Source organism: Sphingomonas sp. (assembly GCF_019635515.1).
Classification (GTDB): domain Bacteria; phylum Pseudomonadota; class Alphaproteobacteria; order Sphingomonadales; family Sphingomonadaceae; genus Sphingomonas.
The window spans coordinates 535160-551644 of record NZ_JAHBZI010000002.1 but is presented as its reverse complement, the minus strand read 5'-3'; the positions used below and the strand labels follow the sequence as shown (position 1 = coordinate 551644).

16 protein-coding genes are annotated in these 16485 nt (G+C 66.7%); 6 read left to right on the top strand and 10 right to left on the bottom strand.

Annotated elements, in window-relative coordinates; translation table 11 throughout:
• Positions 1-15: 15 nt before the first annotated feature.
• Positions 16-801 carry a methyltransferase gene (locus KF730_RS14920; protein ID WP_294098605.1) on the bottom strand — a complete coding sequence of 262 codons (786 nt, stop codon included), beginning with the start codon at positions 799-801 and terminating at the stop codon, positions 16-18.
• A 162-nt stretch (positions 802-963) separates the two neighbouring features.
• Between KF730_RS14920 and KF730_RS14915 the strand changes: the two genes are divergently transcribed.
• Entirely contained in the window at positions 964-1719 is a 756-nt protein-coding gene (locus KF730_RS14915) for a winged helix-turn-helix domain-containing protein (protein WP_294098603.1), read from the top strand.
• Here KF730_RS14915 and hutU read toward each other — a convergent pair.
• The 4 genes from hutU to hutI are packed head-to-tail and all read right to left on the bottom strand — an operon-like array spanning position 1716 to position 6845.
• Entirely contained in the window at positions 1716-3371 is a 1656-nt protein-coding gene (gene hutU, locus KF730_RS14910; protein ID WP_294098600.1) for a urocanate hydratase, read from the bottom strand. The two genes, KF730_RS14915 and hutU, sit on opposite strands and share 4 nt — an antisense overlap.
• Positions 3368-4159: an N-formylglutamate deformylase gene (gene hutG, locus KF730_RS14905; RefSeq protein ID WP_294098598.1), complete on the bottom strand. Its 792-nt coding sequence runs from the start codon at positions 4157-4159 to the stop codon at positions 3368-3370. The genes hutU and hutG overlap by 4 nt, the downstream gene beginning before the upstream one ends.
• A complete protein-coding gene (hutH, locus tag KF730_RS14900) occupies positions 4159-5667 on the bottom strand; it encodes a histidine ammonia-lyase (protein WP_294098596.1) in 1509 nt (502 codons plus the stop codon). Before hutH ends, hutG begins: the two co-directional genes overlap by 1 nt.
• Complete coding sequence (gene hutI, locus KF730_RS14895; protein ID WP_294099900.1) at positions 5658-6845, bottom strand: imidazolonepropionase; 1188 nt, start codon at positions 6843-6845, stop codon at positions 5658-5660. Before hutI ends, hutH begins: the two co-directional genes overlap by 10 nt.
• Positions 6846-6905: 60 nt before the next feature.
• Between hutI and KF730_RS14890 the strand changes: the two genes are divergently transcribed.
• A complete protein-coding gene (locus KF730_RS14890; RefSeq protein WP_294098594.1) occupies positions 6906-8243 on the top strand; it encodes a formimidoylglutamate deiminase in 1338 nt (445 codons plus the stop codon).
• Positions 8240-8899 carry a UTRA domain-containing protein gene (locus KF730_RS14885; RefSeq protein ID WP_294098592.1) on the top strand — a complete coding sequence of 220 codons (660 nt, stop codon included), beginning with the start codon at positions 8240-8242 and terminating at the stop codon, positions 8897-8899. Before KF730_RS14890 ends, KF730_RS14885 begins: the two co-directional genes overlap by 4 nt.
• Here KF730_RS14885 and pgmG read toward each other — a convergent pair.
• From pgmG to KF730_RS14870, 3 genes are all read right to left on the bottom strand, one after another.
• A complete protein-coding gene (gene pgmG / locus KF730_RS14880) occupies positions 8896-10284 on the bottom strand; it encodes a phosphoglucomutase/phosphomannomutase PgmG (protein ID WP_294098591.1) in 1389 nt (462 codons plus the stop codon). The two genes, KF730_RS14885 and pgmG, sit on opposite strands and share 4 nt — an antisense overlap.
• A gap of 83 nt (positions 10285-10367) precedes the next feature.
• Positions 10368-10631 carry a J domain-containing protein gene (locus KF730_RS14875; protein WP_294098589.1) on the bottom strand — a complete coding sequence of 88 codons (264 nt, stop codon included), beginning with the start codon at positions 10629-10631 and terminating at the stop codon, positions 10368-10370.
• Positions 10632-10644: 13 nt separating this feature from the next.
• Positions 10645-11439, bottom strand: coding sequence for a division plane positioning ATPase MipZ (locus KF730_RS14870; protein WP_294098587.1), 795 nt, complete (start codon positions 11437-11439; stop codon positions 10645-10647).
• Positions 11440-11520: 81 nt separating this feature from the next.
• Between KF730_RS14870 and panC the strand changes: the two genes are divergently transcribed.
• The 3 genes from panC to KF730_RS14855 all read left to right on the top strand — a co-directional run bounded on the left by panC (position 11521) and on the right by KF730_RS14855 (position 13488).
• The gene (gene panC / locus KF730_RS14865) at positions 11521-12360 is read left to right on the top strand and encodes a pantoate--beta-alanine ligase (protein ID WP_294098586.1); all 840 of its coding nucleotides are present in this window, start codon (positions 11521-11523) and stop codon (positions 12358-12360) included.
• Between the two features lie 355 nt (positions 12361-12715).
• Entirely contained in the window at positions 12716-13012 is a 297-nt protein-coding gene (locus KF730_RS14860) for an SEL1-like repeat protein (protein ID WP_294098583.1), read from the top strand.
• An 83-nt stretch (positions 13013-13095) separates the two neighbouring features.
• Positions 13096-13488 (top strand): MAPEG family protein, encoded by a 393-nt coding sequence (locus tag KF730_RS14855; protein WP_294098581.1) that lies wholly within the window; start codon positions 13096-13098, stop codon positions 13486-13488.
• Positions 13489-13527: 39 nt separating this feature from the next.
• Here the strand turns inward: KF730_RS14855 and KF730_RS14850 are convergent, their stop codons facing one another.
• On the bottom strand, positions 13528-13932 hold the full coding sequence (locus KF730_RS14850) for a hypothetical protein (RefSeq protein ID WP_294098579.1): 405 nt from the start codon (positions 13930-13932) through the stop codon (positions 13528-13530).
• Positions 13929-16463, bottom strand: coding sequence for a type I DNA topoisomerase (gene topA / locus KF730_RS14845; RefSeq protein WP_294098578.1), 2535 nt, complete (start codon positions 16461-16463; stop codon positions 13929-13931). Before topA ends, KF730_RS14850 begins: the two co-directional genes overlap by 4 nt.
• Positions 16464-16485 lie beyond the last annotated feature (22 nt).

Genomic DNA, 16485 nt, shown 5'->3' with positions numbered 1-16485 from the left:
AGCGGGCGACTCAGTTCATTTCGGCTTGACGAAGCGGTAGGCGAACTTGCTGGTCTTGCCACGCACCGCAGGGTCGAACACCTTCACGCCCAGCTGGTCGGCTGGATTGTTGAGCGCCTTGCTTTCGCGATCGAACCTGAAGCCCGCCGATTCGACCTGGGCGCGCATGATCGCCGGATCGATACGGTGCAGCTTCTCGGTGTCGCGCATCCCCGATCCCGGCGCGGCCATATGGTCGATGACGATATAGACGCCGCCCGGCTTGAGCATGTTGAACGCCGCGCGGTTGAGCACCATCGGGTCCATCTTCCCCATGAACTCATCCGGATAGTCGTGGTAATTCTGCGAAGTGAAGACGAGGTCGAGCGGCTCGGGCGCGCCGATCTCGGGCGTCGGCTGCACCTCGACGCGAAGATTGGCGAAAGCCGGTGTGGCCGCCAGCGCTTTCAAGCCGTCAACCTTGGCCACCGAATATTGCGCATATTGCTGCGGCCACACGCCATAGACCCGACCCTCTGGCCCGACGATGCTGCTGAACAACCGCGTGAAATATCCCGTGCCCGGGATCAGCTCGAGCATCTTGTCGCCGCGCTTGATCCCGCTCAGCGCCAGCAATTCCAACGGGTGCCGATCGGCGTCGAGCGCGCGGTCCTCGGCCGGGCGCGAGGGATCGGCGATCGCCGCTTCGATGGCCGCCTTCGAAAAGCCTGAGCCACGCTGCCCGAACTCCGCATAACCCCATCCGCCGCCGATCACGCTCACCGTCAGTGCCGCCGCAAGCCATCCGCTGTTCACCCGCATATCCGTCTCCCTGAGCTCGTTTGAGGCGAATGGGCTGCGGCGCGCCGGCGCCAATGGTCCAGTCAGGAAATCATAAAATTTTCCTAGGTGTCTTACAGGGGCACATCGGCTGGTTGCCGGGACCCATCGATTGGACGACAAGCGAGCGGCGGAGGATTGTGCGTGGCGATTGTCGAAAAGACTGGCGAGATCGCGATCGGCGGCTGGCGGTTCGCGCCCGCCGAAGACGAGCTGCGTATGCCCGGCAAACGCCACAAGCTCGAGCATCGTGCGGCGCGGACGCTGGAGCTGCTGTGCCGCCATCGCGGCTCGGTCGTCTCGCGCGAGATGATCCTGGAGGCGGTGTGGCAGGGGCGGGCGGTAAGTGCGAACAGCGTCGCGATCGTCGTCAGCGATCTCCGCGAGGCGCTCGGCGATACCGCGCGCAGCCCCGAATATATCGAGACGGTCGCCAAGCGCGGATATCGCCTGCGCGCCGATGCGGCGGAGGCGTCGGCACCGGCCCGCAAACCACGCGCGCTGATCCTTGCCGGAATCGCTGCGCTGCTCGTCCTCGTCGCCGGGCTGCTGGCCTCGCGGCTGGCCGCACCCGCGCCCTATCGCATCGCCATCACCCAGGTCGTCGATGAGACCGGCGACGCGCGGTACGCGCCACTCGCCAAGGCATCGAGCGCGGTCCTGCTCCGCGCCGCCGAGCGCGAAAGCGGCGCGACGGTGATCGAGCCGGGCGGTCCCGCCGACCTGACCGTCAAGGCAACGCTGATCATGTGGAGCGGCAAGCCAACGCTCTCGATGTCCGCCACCGACAATGCCGGCAAGGTCGTGTGGAGCGCGATGAGCGCCGGCGGCGAGGATGTCATCCCCGCCGCCGTCACGCTCGGGATGCGCGACCTGCGCAAGCGGATCATCAAGCGTTAGCCGATACTCGGCAAATCGAGCCCCTTCTCGCGCGCGCAATCGATCGCGATGTCATAGCCGGCATCGGCGTGGCGCATCACGCCGGTCGCGGGGTCGTTCCACAGCACCCGTTCGAGCCGCGCCGCCGCTTGCGCCGTGCCGTCGGCGACGATCACCATTCCCGAATGCTGCGAATAGCCCATGCCGACCCCGCCGCCATGGTGCAGCGACACCCAGGTCGCGCCGCTCGCGGTGTTGAGCAAGGCGTTGAGCAACGGCCAGTCGGATACCGCATCGGTGCCGTCCATCATCGCCTCGGTCTCGCGATTGGGGCTGGCGACCGAGCCTGAATCGAGGTGATCGCGGCCAATCACCACCGGCGCCTTGAGCTCGCCGTTGGCGACCATCTCGTTGAACGCCAGGCCAAGCCGGTGCCGGTCGCCCAGACCCACCCAGCAGATCCGCGCCGGCAGGCCTTGGAACTGGATCCGCTCGCGCGCCATGTCGAGCCAGCGGTGGAGGTGCGCGTCGTCGGGCAGCAACTCCTTCACCTTGGCATCGGTCTTGTAGATGTCTTCGGGATCACCGGAGAGCGCGGCCCAGCGGAACGGCCCGACGCCACGGCAGAAGAGCGGGCGGATATAAGCGGGCACGAAACCGGGGAAATCGAACGCGTCCGCGACGCCTTCGTCGAAGGCGACCTGGCGGATGTTGTTGCCGTAATCGACCGTAGGGATGCCGGCGGCGTGGAAATCGAGCATCGCGCGGACATGCGTGGCCATCGATGCCTTGGCGGCTTTCGCAACTGCGGCCGGATCGCTCTCACGCTCGGCGAACCAGCGCTCCAGCGTCCAGCCCTGCGGCAGGTAGCCATTGACCGGATCGTGCGCCGAAGTCTGGTCGGTCACCAGATCGGGCCGCACCCCGCGCCGCACCAGCTCGGGATAGATGTCGGCGGCATTGCCGAGCAGCCCGACCGGAACCGGCGACTTGGCGGTAGTGACGATCTCCAATGCCTCGTCGAGGCTGTCGGTGGCGCGATCGACATAGCCGGTCTGGAGCCGCATCTCGATCCGGCTCGGCTGGCATTCGACCGCAAGGCACGAGGCGCCGGCCATCGTCGCCGCCAGCGGCTGGGCGCCGCCCATCCCGCCGAGCCCGGCGGTCAGGATCCAGCGTCCGCTCAGATCGCCGCCATAATGCTGGCGCCCGGCTTCGACGAACGTCTCATAGGTGCCCTGCACGATCCCCTGACTGCCGATATAGATCCAGCTGCCCGCGGTCATCTGGCCGTACATCGCCAGACCCTTGCGATCCAATTCGTGGAAATGCTCCCAGGTCGCCCATTTCGGCACCAGGTTGGAATTGGCGAGCAGCACGCGCGGCGCATTCTCGTGGGTGCGGAACACGCCGACCGGCTTGCCCGACTGGATCAGCAGCGTCTCATCCGCTTCCAGCCGCCGCAGCGTCTCGACGATGCGGTCATAGCTCTCCCAGTCGCGCGCCGCCCGCCCGATCCCGCCATAGACGACCAGCTCATTGGGGTTCTCGGCAACGCGTGGGTCGAGATTGTTCATCAGCATCCGCAAGGGCGCTTCGGTCAGCCAGCTCTTGGCGGTGAGGTCGGTGCCGGTCGCGGCCTGGATGTGGCGGCTATTGTCGAGACGGGTCATGCGGGGTCTTTCGCAAAGGCCATGGCTGCGGCGAGGATTTGAGCGAGATCGGCACGAAGGCCGGCAGTGCGATCGGGGTTCCACTCTGGAGGCCAGTTTTGCTCGTGCGGCTCCCCGGAGGGCTCGTCGAGATAGGCGCGCATCGCGATCTCCATCTGGATCGCGTGCACGCCCCTGTCCGGCTGGCCATAATGCCGCGTCGTCCAGCCACCCCGGAAGCGGCCGTTGAGAACATGGCTGCGCCCCGCGCTGGCCGCGACCACCGCATCGCTGAGCGCGATATCGCAGGTCTTGCCCATATCGGTGCCGATATTGAGCTCGGGCAATTCGCCGTCGAACAGGCGCGGGACATGGCTGCGGATCGAATGACAGTCATACAGCACGACGCGGCCATGCTTTTCGCGCAGCCGCGCGATCTCGGCACGAATCGCCGCATGATAGGGCGTGAACCAAGCCATCCGGTCGGCGGGATCGGGCTCATAGCCGTCGCGGTACAGCGGCTCGCCGTCGAAGGTCTCGGTCGGGCACAGACCGGTAGTCGTCTGCCCCGGATAGAGCGACTGTCCCGAAGGATCGCGGTTGCAATCGATCACGCTGCGCGAGATGTCGGTCCAGATGAAGGTCGCGTCGGCCAGGCCCTCATAGAGCGCGCGGATATGCCAGTCGGCATCGCGGATCGCCCACCAGCGCGAGCGGAAGCTATCGTCAAAGCCCGCTAGCCCCGTGCCGCCATGCGGAAACGCCAGGATCAGCGGCGTGTCGCTGCGCTCGATATGCAGCCAGTTCATCACGCGATCCCCGGCAAGCCGCTTACCAGCTCCGGCGCGCGGATCAGCCCCGCCGCCGCCGCCATGTCGGGCGCCATATGACGGTCATGATCGAGCGTCGGCACCACCGCGCGAAGCCTGTCGCGCACCGCTTCCACCGCCACGCTGGACTTCAGCGGCGCATGGAAGTCGCACCCCTGCGCCCCCGCCAGCAATTCGATTGCAAGCACATGGTCGACATTCTCGGCCATCGCCATCAGCCGCCGCGCGCCATGCCCGGCCATCGAGACATGGTCCTCCTGATTGGCCGAGGTCGGGATCGAATCGACGCTCGCCGGCGTCGCCCGCTGCTTGTTCTCCGAGACGAGCGCGGCGGCGGTCACCTGCGGGATCATGAATCCCGAATTGAGTCCCGGCTGCGGGGTCAGGAACGCGGGCAGGCCGGACAGCGCCGGATCGACCAGCATCGCGATCCGCCGCTCGGAAAGGCTGCCAATCTCACACAAAGCCAGCGCGATCATGTCCGCCGCGAACGCCACCGGCTCGGCGTGGAAATTGCCGCCCGACAGCGCTTCGTCGGTATCGGCGAAGATCAGCGGATTGTCCGAAACGCCATTGGCTTCGGTGACGAGCGTATCGCCAGCCTGGCGCAAAACGGTCAGCACCGCGCCCATCACCTGCGGCTGGCAGCGCAGGCAGTACGGGTCCTGCACGCGGACATCATCGACAGCATGCGAGGCGCGGATCGCCGATCCCGCCATCAGCCCGCGCAGCGCATCGGCAGTCTCGATCTGTCCGCCATGGCCGCGCAACGCATGGATGCGATGATCGAACGGCGTGTCCGAACCCTTGGCGGCCTCGGTCGAGAGCACCCCGGTGACGAGCGCCGCGCGATACAGCCGCTCGGCTTCGAACAACGCCGCCAGCGCATAGGCACAAGAGAATTGCGTGCCGTTGAGCAGCGCCAGCCCTTCCTTCGGCCCAAGCTCGAGCGGCGACAGCCCGGCCAGCCTCAGCGCGTCCGCAGCGGGGCGGTGCGCGCCATCGACGAAAATCTCGCCGACCCCGATCATCGCCGCGGTCATGTGCGCGAGCGGGGCGAGATCGCCCGAGGCGCCGACCGACCCCTGCGCCGGCACCACCGGCACCAGCCCCTTGGCAAGCATCGCTTCGAGCAGGTCGACTGTCGCCATCGCCACGCCCGAATTGCCCCGCGCCAGGCTGGCGAGCTTCAAGGCCATCATCAGCCGCGCCACCGACACCGGCATCGGCTCGCCGACCCCCGCCGCATGGCTCAGCACGATATTGCGCTGGAGCGTGGCGAGATCCTCGCTTTCGATCCGCACGCTGGCGAGTTTCCCGAAGCCGGTGTTGATCCCATAGACCGGCTCGCCGCGCGCCAGGATGCGCTGCACCGCCGCGGCGCTCTCCGCGACAAGCGGGCGGCAGGCAGGGTCGAGCTCGACCGATCCCCCAAGATAGATTGCGCGCCAGTCCGCATAGGGAACCGCACCGGGGGTCAGCAGCATATTCCGTCTTTCACTCGCGCGTGCAGGGGGTTGAAGCCGATCCGGTAGACCAGCTCGGCGGGGTCGGAGATGTCCCAGATCGCGAGGTCGCAGGCCTTGCCCGCCTCCAGCGTGCCGATCTCGCTCGACAGGCCCAGCGCCCGCGCGGCGTTCACTGTGACGCCGCGCAACACTTCGCTGACGGTCAGGCGAAACAGCGTCGCGCCCATGTTGAGCATCAGCAGCAGCGAGGTCGTCGGCGAGGTGCCCGGGTTGCAATCGGTGGCGATGGCGATGGGCACATTATGCGTGCGGAACAGATCGACCGGCGGCAGATGCGTCTCGCGCATGAAATAATAAGCGCCCGGCAGCAGCACCGCGACCGTGCCCGCAGCCGCCATCGCCTTGGCGTCGGCTTCATCGGCATGTTCGAGATGATCGGCCGAGAGCGCGCCGTGCCGCGCGGCAAGGCTGGCGCCATTGAGCGCCGACAATTGCTCGGCATGGAGCTTGACCGCGAGGCCGGCCCTGCGCGCTGCCGCGAGCACATGACCGGATTGCTCGGGCGTAAACCCGATGCCTTCGCAAAACGCGTCCACCGCGTCCGCCAATCCGATCGCGGCGGGGATCATCGCCTCGCACACCAGATCGACATATTCGTCCGCACGGCCGGCATATTCGGGCGGCAATGCATGCGCACCCAGCAAGGTCGGCGAGACGCGAACTTTGCGAACATCACCCAGAGCGCGGGCTGCGCGAAGCATCTTGAGCTCGTCCTCGACCGTCAGGCCATAGCCCGATTTTATCTCGATGGTGGTGACGCCTTCCGCCAGCAGCGCATCGAGCCGGGGGAGCGCGAGCGAGACCAGCTCGGCTTCGCTGGCGGCGCGGGTGGCGCGCATCGTCGAGAGGATGCCGCCGCCGGCGCGGGCGATCTCCTCATAGGAGACACCTTCCAATCGCTTCGCCCATTCGCCCGCACGGTCGCCGGCGTGGACCAGATGGGTGTGGCAATCGATCAGGCCCGGCGTGATCCAGCGGCCGCCGCAATCGGTCGTCTCGGCGGCGTCGGGCGCACCGCCGCGCGGCCCGGCATACGTGATCCGGCCATTACGACAGGCAACCGCGCCGTCCTCGATCACGCCGAGGCCGTCGCCGGTCATCGTCGCGAGTCGGGCATTGGTCCAGAGCCGGTCCATGCCGCTGATGTTGCGCACGCCGCCCGATTATGTCTAGACATAATATGCAGGAGGCCGGCGATGCAGACATTGTGGTTCGAAAGCGTGTTGCTGGGCACAGGCTGGGCCAAAAGCGTGCGGATCGGCGTGGCCGATGGCCGCATTACTTCGATCGAAACCGGCGCCCAGCCCAGCGGCGAACGTCAAGGCATCGCGCTCCCCGGCCTCAGCAACGTCCACAGCCACGGCTTCCAGCGCGGCATGGCTGGCCTGTCGGAACGGCGCGGACGGCCCGACGACGATTTCTGGAGCTGGCGCGAAGTGATGTACCGCTTCCTCGACCGGCTCACCCCCGAGGATATCGCCGCGATCACCGCCCAGGCCTATGTCGAGATGCTCGAGACCGGCTTCACCCACGTCGGCGAGTTCCACTATCTCCACAATGACGTGGACGGCAGGCGTTACGCCGATCCCGCCGAGACCGCGGGTGCGATCGCCGCCGCGGCGGAGGAGAGCGGCATCGGCCTGACCCTGCTGCCGGTTTTCTACGCGCATGGCGATTTCGGCGGCGCCCCCCCCGCCCCCGGCCAGCGCCGGTTCCTCAGCGACGTCGATGGCTTTGCGCGCCTGGTCGAGGCCAGCCGCGCCAGGCTGCCTGCGGACGCGGTGCTCGGCATCGCCCCGCATTCGCTTCGCGCCGTCACGCCCGAAGAGCTGGCGGCGATCATCCCGCTCGTCAACGGCCCGATCCACATTCACGCCGCCGAGCAGACCAAGGAAGTCGAGGCGTGCATCGCATGGAGCGGCGCGCGTCCGGTCGAGTGGCTACTGGACAATGCGGCGGTGGATGCCCGCTGGTGCCTGATCCATTCGACGCACCTGACCAACGGCGAATGCGACCGCCTCGCAGCAAGCAAAGCGGTCGCTGGCCTGTGCCCGGTCACCGAGGCCAATCTCGGCGACGGCATCTTTCCGGCGATTCGCTATCTGGAGGCTGGTGGGCGTATCGGCGTCGGCACCGATTCCAACATCCTCGTCGATGCGGCTGGCGAATTGCGCGGGATCGAATATTCGCAGCGCCTCGCCCATCGCCGCCGCGCCTTGCTGGCCCGCGAAGGCGCCTCGGTCGGCCGCACCCTGTTCGACGCCGCGCAGGCTGGCGGCGCGCAGGCGCTCGGCGTCACCGGCGGCATCGCCATCGGCCACCCCGCCGACATCGTCGCGCTCGACGCCAATCATCCCGCGCTCGCTGGCATGGCCGACGACACTTTGCTCGACGCGTGGATCTTCGCCGCCCGCCACGGCGCGATCGATGCGGTGTGGCGCGGCGGGCGCAAGATCGTGACCGAAGGCCGCCACATCGCCGCCGCTGCGGTCGCCGCGCGCTATCGCCAGACAGTCGCGTCGCTGCTCGCATGACCGTCGAGGAGCGCATCCGCTCCGATATCGAGGCCCGCGTCCATTCGGGCGAATGGCGCCCGGGGATGCGCATTCCGTTCGAGCATGAGCTGGTCGCCTCCTATGGCTGCTCGCGCGCGACGGTCAACAAGGCGCTCACCCGTCTCGCCCGTGCCGGCCTGATCGAGCGCCGCCGCAAGGCGGGGTCGTTCGTCGCCGATCCGCAGGTCCATTCCGCAGTGCTCGAAGTCCCCGATCTCGCCGCGATGATCGCCGCGCGCGGCGAAGCCTATCGCTGGGAATTGCTCGATCGCCAGACGGATGGCGGCGAACTCATCGTCACCGGCGTCCATTACGCCGCGGATCGCCCGCTCTGCCTTGAGGCTCGCACGATCTTCCTCGCCGCCGTCCCGCAGGCGGAAACCGAGGCGTTCGCGGAAATCTCCCCCGGCGGCTGGCTGCTTAGCCATGTCCCCTGGACCCGCGCCCGCCACCAGATCCGCGCGGTCGAGGCCAATACCGAACAGGCCGGACTGCTCAAAATGCCCGCCGGCAAGGCCTGCCTGCTGATCGAGCGCCAGACGTGGCGCATCGATATGCCGGTCACCCGCGTCGAACAGCTCTTCCCCGGCGACCGCTACGACCTCACCGCGGAGTTCAAGCCCGGCGCAGCCTAGTGCGCTGCCTGCGGCCCGCGCGCCAGCCCGCTTGCCGCCAGCTGGGCGTCGATCTGCGCCATCAGCCGGTCGAGGCCCTCCTGCGACCTCGCCTCGGCCCGCGCGACCAGCACGTCCTGCGTGTTCGACGCGCGCAGCAGCCACCAGCCATCGGGGGTGTTGACCCGCGCGCCATCGGTGCGGTTGACGTCCGCGTCTTCGGCTTCGAGCCGGGCCAGCACTTCCTCGACCACCGCGAACTTGCGGCTCTCATCGACCTGGAAGCGCATCTCCGGGGTGTTGATGAATTCGGGCATGTCGCTGCGGATCTCGGTCATGGATTTGCCGATGATGTGGACGGCGTTGATCAGCTGGACCGCGGCATATTGCGCGTCGTCAAAGCCGTAATAATCCTGCGCGAAGAAGATATGCCCGCTCATCTCGCCCGCCAGCGGCGCGCCGGTTTCCTTCATCTTGGTCTTGATCAGGCTGTGCCCGGTCTTCCACATCAGCGGCTGCCCGCCGAGCTCGGCGACGCGGTCGTAGAGCATCTGGCTGGCCTTCACATCGGCGATGATCGTCGCGCCGGGATCCTTGCGCAGCACCGGCACCGCCAGAATGGAGAGAAGCTGATCGCCCCAGATCACCCGGCCCGAGCCATCGATCGCACCGACCCGGTCGCCATCGCCGTCGAAGGCCAGTCCGAAATCGAGCCGCTTGTCGGCGACAAGCTTCTTGAGATCGGCGAGATTCTTTTCCTCGGTAGGATCGGGATGATGATTGGGGAAATTGCCGTCCACTTCGGTGAACAGCGTGTGATGCTCACCCGGCAGCAGCTTGACGAGCTTCTCGATGACGTTGCCGGCGGCGCCATTGCCGCAGTCCCAGCCGATCCGGTACGCACCGCCGGCATAGCCCGCGAACAACCGGCTGACATACAGATCCTCGACATCGGCGTCGGTGACCGTCTCGCTGCCGTCGCCTTCCTCCCAATCGCCTTCCGCCGCCAGCTTGCCGATCGTCTGGATGTCCTCGCCGAAAAACGGAAGATGCTGGAACACCATCTTGAAGCCATTGTAATTGCCGGGATTATGGCTGCCGGTTATCTGGATGGCGCCGTCCACCTCTAGCGTCGCCTCGGCATAATAGAGCATCGGCGTCGGCCCCATGCCGGTGCGCACCACGTCGCAGCCGGAAGCGGTCAGCCCCGCGACCAGCGCATCGCGCAGCATCGGCGAGGAGACGCGCCCATCCATCCCCACCGCGACCCGCCGCCCGCCGGCCCGGCGCAGCAGCGTCGCGAAACCCCGCCCGATCGCCCGCGCGTCATCGGGCCCGAGCGCCTCGCCAACGATTCCGCGAATGTCGTACTCGCGCAGCGAAGTGGGATCGAAACGATGGGTCATGGTGCCTCCGGGGATTGGTACGGGGCTAATCCGCCAGCGAGCAGGAAGTTGCAACATGATCCTCCCCGGGGCGCGGGGAGGATTTATCCAAGCAAGGTATCGCGCGCCGTGTTGATCCGCCGGGTAAGCTCGGCCGAGCCCCCCTTGTCGGGATGGAGCGCGGTCACCAGACGGCGGTGCGCCGCGCGGATCGCTTCGGCATCGGCATCCGGCGCCACGCCCAGGATCGCGCGCGCCTCTTCCTCGCCGAGCGAGCGCTGCGGCTTCATCGCCGGCTTCGGGCGCGGCCTGATGAACATATAATAGATCGCCGCGACGATCGCCGCGGCCAGGAGCATCTTGGCCATCAGGCGCGCGCCGTCATGCGAACAGTGGCAGCGCGACTTCGGGCAGCGCCAGCCCCGCCATCATCTCGCGCAGTTCCTGCCGCGCGGCGACATGACTGAGCCCCATCGCGCCGAATTCGCCCGAATCGAGCATGGTCAGCCCCTGCGGAAACAGCTCGCGATAGATGACGCGTTCCGACAGGCCGGAGATCACCCGGAAGCCGACCCGCTTGGAAAGCTGGTCGATCGCTTCGGAGACGCGCTTCATGTTGCGCGCCTCGATATGCTGCATGCGGTTGCGCAGCACGACCCAGTCGATGCTCTCGCCATCGGCCTTGGCGCGGCGCTTGCGCGAATCCCAGATCATCTCGGAATAGAAGCTCGGGCGCGAGACGCGGAAGGTCTCGGGATCGACCTGCCCGATCAGGTCGAAATCGACGAAGCTGTCGTTCATCGGCGTCACCAGCGTGTCGGCATTGGTGACCGCGATCCGCGCGAAGCGATCGTCGCGGCCCGGCGTGTCGATCACGAGGAAATCGGCATCTTCGCCCAGCCGCTCAAGCGTCGACGAGAAGAAGTCCATGCTCTCGCCGTCATGGGTCTCGTAGACCGGCATCGGCAACTCGCGCCCGGTGCGCCGGATCGTCTCCCGGCGATTGTCGAGGTAGCGGCCCATCGTGCGCTGGCGATGATCGAGATCGAAGCAGGCGACCCGGGCGCCCTTGAAGGCGAGGGCGATCGCCGCATGCACCGCGGTCGTGGACTTGCCGGTGCCGCCCTTCTCATTGGCGAAAACCAGGACGTGCAGCCGCTTCGGATCGTCGCTCAAGCTACTCAACTTCCGTTATTGATCGTGCCGCCCCTCCCCCATAGAAGGCCGCGCTCCCTGTCTTATCGAAAGTGTTAACGCGTGCAAACCATCCGTCGCCTCGAAGCGCTGCGCGAGACGATTTCCGCCTACCGGGCGGAAGGGCTACGCGTGGCGCTGGTGCCGACCATGGGCGCGCTGCACGCGGGGCATATGGCATTGGTCGAGGAGGCGAAATTGGCCGCCGACCGCGTGGTCGTCTCGATCTTCGTCAATCCCACCCAGTTCGGACCCAATGAGGATTTCGCCCAATATCCGCGCAAGGAGCAGGCCGACTCGCGGATGCTGTCGGGCGCCGGCGTCGATCTGCTGTGGATGCCGGCCGTCGAGGAAATGTACCCCAACGGACCCGAGATCGATGTGAAGGCGAGCGCGATCGGCGACATGCTCGATGGCGCGCACCGCCCTGGCCATTTCGATGGCGTGACCACGGTGGTCGCGCGGCTGTTCGATCAGGTGCGGCCCGATGTCGCGCTGTTCGGCGAGAAGGACTGGCAGCAACTGGCGGTCATCCGCCGCATGGTCGACGATCTCAAGCTGCCGCTCACGATCCAGAGCGTACCGACCCAGCGCGAGGATGACGGCCTCGCGCTCTCCTCGCGCAATGTCTATCTGCTGCCCGAGGACCGCGCCAGGGCGGTGGCGCTCCCCCGGGCACTGGGCGCCGCCGAGCGCGCCATCGCCACCGGCGGCGATCCGGCGGCAGCGCTGGCGCAGGCGATCGATACGCTGAGCGCCGCCGGCTTCGATGTCGATTATGTCGAATTGCGTGATGCCGCGACGCTGGACAGCCCGCAAGAAGGTCAGCCGATGCGCCTGCTCGCCGCCGCCCGGATCGGCGGCGTCCGCCTGATCGACAACATCGCCGTCACCTATGAATAGGGCCTGACCTTCGCCACCGATGGCGGTCGGGGCGGAGCGCATTTTGGCGTTGGCAAGAAATGAGGAGGGAGTGACGTGGTGCCGTCAGGACCGACGAATGACGCCGCCCAACGCCAAAATGCGCCCGCCGCTTCGCGGTCGCCCGGAGACGAACGCTGGACTGCGTCAGCCCCCTTGCGCGGGCCACCAGCCCGCGCTGCGTGAGCTTTCTTGCCAGCGCCCGTCTCCGGGCGATCACGGCCGTCATCGGTGGCGAAGGTCAGGCCAATCACGGTTAACGCTGTTAACCATTTGTTGTCAGATTGGCTGCGAAACCCTGCATCTACCCGAGGGTGGGTGGATAAGGGGAAGCGACATGGGCAACAGCCTCAAGAGCGCACAGTTTCTGATGGAAAGCCGGCTCCGCGATGCGGCGCGCGGGGATTCGAATGCATGCTATGATCTGGGCGTCGTCTATTCGAGCGGCGCCGAGGGCATGGATATCGATCTGATCGAAGCGCATAAGTGGTTCAACCTCGCGGCGATGTCCGGCGACGAGCGCGCCAAGGATTGCCGCGCGGAGATCAGCGAAGACATGACCGCGCGCGAGATCATCGAAGCGCAGAAGGCCGCGCGCGCGTGGCTGGTCATGACCCAGGCCCGCGCCGCCTGAGCGAAGACAACGCCTCGCGCCGCCTGATCGACTTAGCCGTCACCGGCGACTAGCCTCCTCCCGATTTTTTGGGGGAGACGACCATGCACCTGCCGATTACCGGCTTCACCGCCGCCGCGCTGGCGATCCTGCTCGTGCTTCTCGCGCTCGACACGATCCGCAACCGCTTCCGGACGCGCACCGCGTTCGGCCTGGGCGACGATCCCGGCCTCACCTCGGCCAGCCGGGCACATGGCAATCTCGCCGAAAACGCGCCGATCGCGCTGATCCTGATCGGCCTGCTCGAATATGGCGGCGCCGATCCCCGGATCCTGATGTATTTCGCGGTCGCCTTCGTTACCGCGCGGCTGCTTCACGCGATCGGTCTTTACATTCCCTCGAAAGGCCCGCCGCCGCTGCCGCGAGCGCTCGGCGTGACGGCGACCCTGCTGATCCAGCTCGGACTGGCCGGCTGGCTGATCCTGCGTCTGCTCTAGCCGTCGCGCATGTTGCGCACGGCTAAGGGCGCGGTTCGGTCAGGCAGCGATGCACCGATCCAGTACGGCCTGTTCGGATGGGTATAGCGGCCGCGCATTCTGAGCCGAGAAGCGCACCAGCCGGTAGTTGCCGCGATCGACCACATCGATCTGGATCGAGCGCTCGGGGTTGCGCTTGCGCTGGGTCTGGGGAAGCCCCTTGGGCGATCCCCAGCGCTCCTGCAGAGCAAGTGCATTTGCTCCGATTTCATCGAGACAGGCGCGCAGCGGCTCGCTGGCGACGGAGGTGCGAAACTCCTCGACCAGCATGTAGCGCGCCGCTTCCTCGGCGAGCCGCCGCTCGCTGTTGACCCAACCCACCGCGATCGCGGTGACAATCACCGCCATCACGCCGAAGAGCGCCCAGCGCGGTACGCGCAGACCAGTGCCGGGCCCCGCGCTCACTTCTTCGCCGCCGCCTTCTTGGCCGGAGCTCTTTTCGCCGGTGCTTTCTTCGCCGCCTTCTTCTTGCCCTTGCCCTTGGCCGGACCCGCCGCCGCGCGGGCGTCGATCAGCTGCGCGGCTTCCTCCAGCGTCAGCTGGTCCTTGTCGATCGATTTGGGCAGGGTCGCATTGGTCTCGCCATCGGTCACATATTCGCCGTAGCGGCCGGCCATCAGCTTGATCTCGGCCTCGGTGCGCGGATGCTTGCCGAGCACCTTGAGCGGCTCGCGCGCCGCGCCGCGCTGGGGGCGTCCGCCGCCGGCCGCGGCTTCGGCGAGCTTGACCACCGCCGCGTTCATGCCGGTCTCGAACACTTCCATCGTCGATTGCAGGCGGGCATATTTGCCGGCGTGCGCCAGATACGGCCCGTAGCGGCCGATCGAGGCGGTGATCGGCTCGCCCGTCTCCGGGTGCGCGCCGATGGTGCGCGGAAGGCGCAGCAGCTTGAGCGCCATCTCCAGATCCATCTCGACATCCTTGGGGATCGAGGCGCGCTTGGCATCCGCGCCCTCGCCCAACTGGATGTATGGCCCGAACCGTCCCGACTTCCGCTCGACCGGCAAATTCGTCTCGGGATCGACACCGAGCGTCTCCGGTCCGCTATCGGCACCGGCATCGCCGCCCGGCTGGGCGAAGCGGCGGGTATATTTGCACTCCGGATAATTGGAGCACGCCACGAACGCGCCGAAGCGGCCGCCGCGCAGTGCCAGCTGGCCCTCGCCGCAATTCGGGCAAAGCCGCGGATCGCTGCCATCGGCATTGGGCGGGAACAGATAGGGCGCGAGGAACTGGTCGAGCGCGGCGGTGATCTCCGACGGCTTCTGCTCCATCACTTCCGAAGTGCGCGGCTTGAAATCCTTCCAGAACGCATCGAGCACCGCCTGCCACTGGGCATGGCCTGCCGAGACTTCATCGAGCTCTTCCTCCAGACCCGCGGTGAAGTCGTAATTGACGTATTTCTCGAAGAAGCGCTCGAGGAACGCGGTCAGCAGACGGCCGCTCTCCTCGGCGAAGAAGCGGTTCTTCTCGACGCGGACATAGGTCCGGTCCTTCAGCACCTGGATGATCGAGGCATAGGTCGAAGGGCGGCCGATGCCGAGTTCCTCCAGCCTTTTGACCAGCGACGCTTCGGAGAAGCGCGGCGGCGGCTGGGTGAAGTGCTGCTCGGCCTTCACATCCTTCTTGGCCGGGGTAGCGCCTTCGCTGAGCTTGGGCAGGCGGCGCGAATCTTCGTCCGCCTCATCGTCGCGGCCTTCCTCATAGAGCGCGAGATAACCGGGGAACAGCACGACCTGGCCGGTAGCGCGCAGGCCGTGCTGACCGGTCGCATCCTCCATGTCGATGGTGGTGCGTTCCATCCGCGCGCTCGCCATCTGGCTGGCCAGCGCGCGCTTCCAGATCAGGTCGTAGAGCCGGGCATGATCGCCGCCGCCATAATGGTCCTTGCCGAAATCGGTCGGGCGGATCGCCTCATGCGCCTCCTGGGCGTTCTTGGCCTTGGCGGTGTAGTGGCGCGGCTTCTCCGGCACGTAATGGCCGTCATAGCGGTTCACCACCGCCTTGCGCGCCGACTGGATCGCGTCGCCGTCCATCTGCACGCCGTCGGTGCGCATATAGGTGATCGCGCCGTCCTCGTAGAGCCCTTGCGCGATGCGCATCGTGTGGCTGGCCGAGAAGCCGAGCTTGCGCGCCGCTTCCTGCTGCAGCGTCGAGGTGGTGAAGGGGGGCGGCGGGTTGCGCATCGCCGGCTTGGTTTCGACCGAGACGACGCTGAAACGCCCCTGCTCGACAGCGAGCTTGGCGGCTTCGGCAGTCTTGCCGTCGCCGATCGACAGCCGATCGAGCTTGTCGCCCTTGTATTTGACCAGGCGGCTGACGAACGCTGTGCCGTCCTGCTCCATGTCCGCTGTGACCGACCAATATTCCTGCGGCTTGAACCCCTCGATCTCGCGCTCACGCTCGACGATCAGCCGCAGCGCCACCGATTGCACGCGCCCCGCCGACTTCGCTCCCGGCAGTTTCCGCCACAACACCGGAGACAGTGTAAATCCCACCAGATAATCAAGCGCGCGGCGGGCGCGATAGGCATCAATCAGATCGGTATCGAGCTCGCGCGGATGTTCCATTGCGGTTAGAATCGCGGGCTTGGTGATGGCGTTAAAGGTTACCCGCTCAACTTCCTGCGGCAACGCCTTCTTCTGCCGCAGCACTTCCTGGACATGCCACGAGATCGCCTCTCCTTCGCGGTCGGGGTCGGTGGCGAGGATCAGGCGATCGGCCTTTTTGGCCTCGTCGGTGATCGCCTTGAGCTGCTTGCCCTTGTCGGCATAGGCTTCCCATTCCATCGCGAAGCCGTCATCGGGATCGACCGAGCCGTCCTTGGCCGGCAGATCGCGGACATGGCCGTAGGAAGCGAGGACGCGATAATCCTTGCCCAGATATTTCTCGATGGTCTTCGCCTTTGCGGGCGATTCGACGATGACAAGCTGCATGGGGTTTTTGGTAGTCCTTACG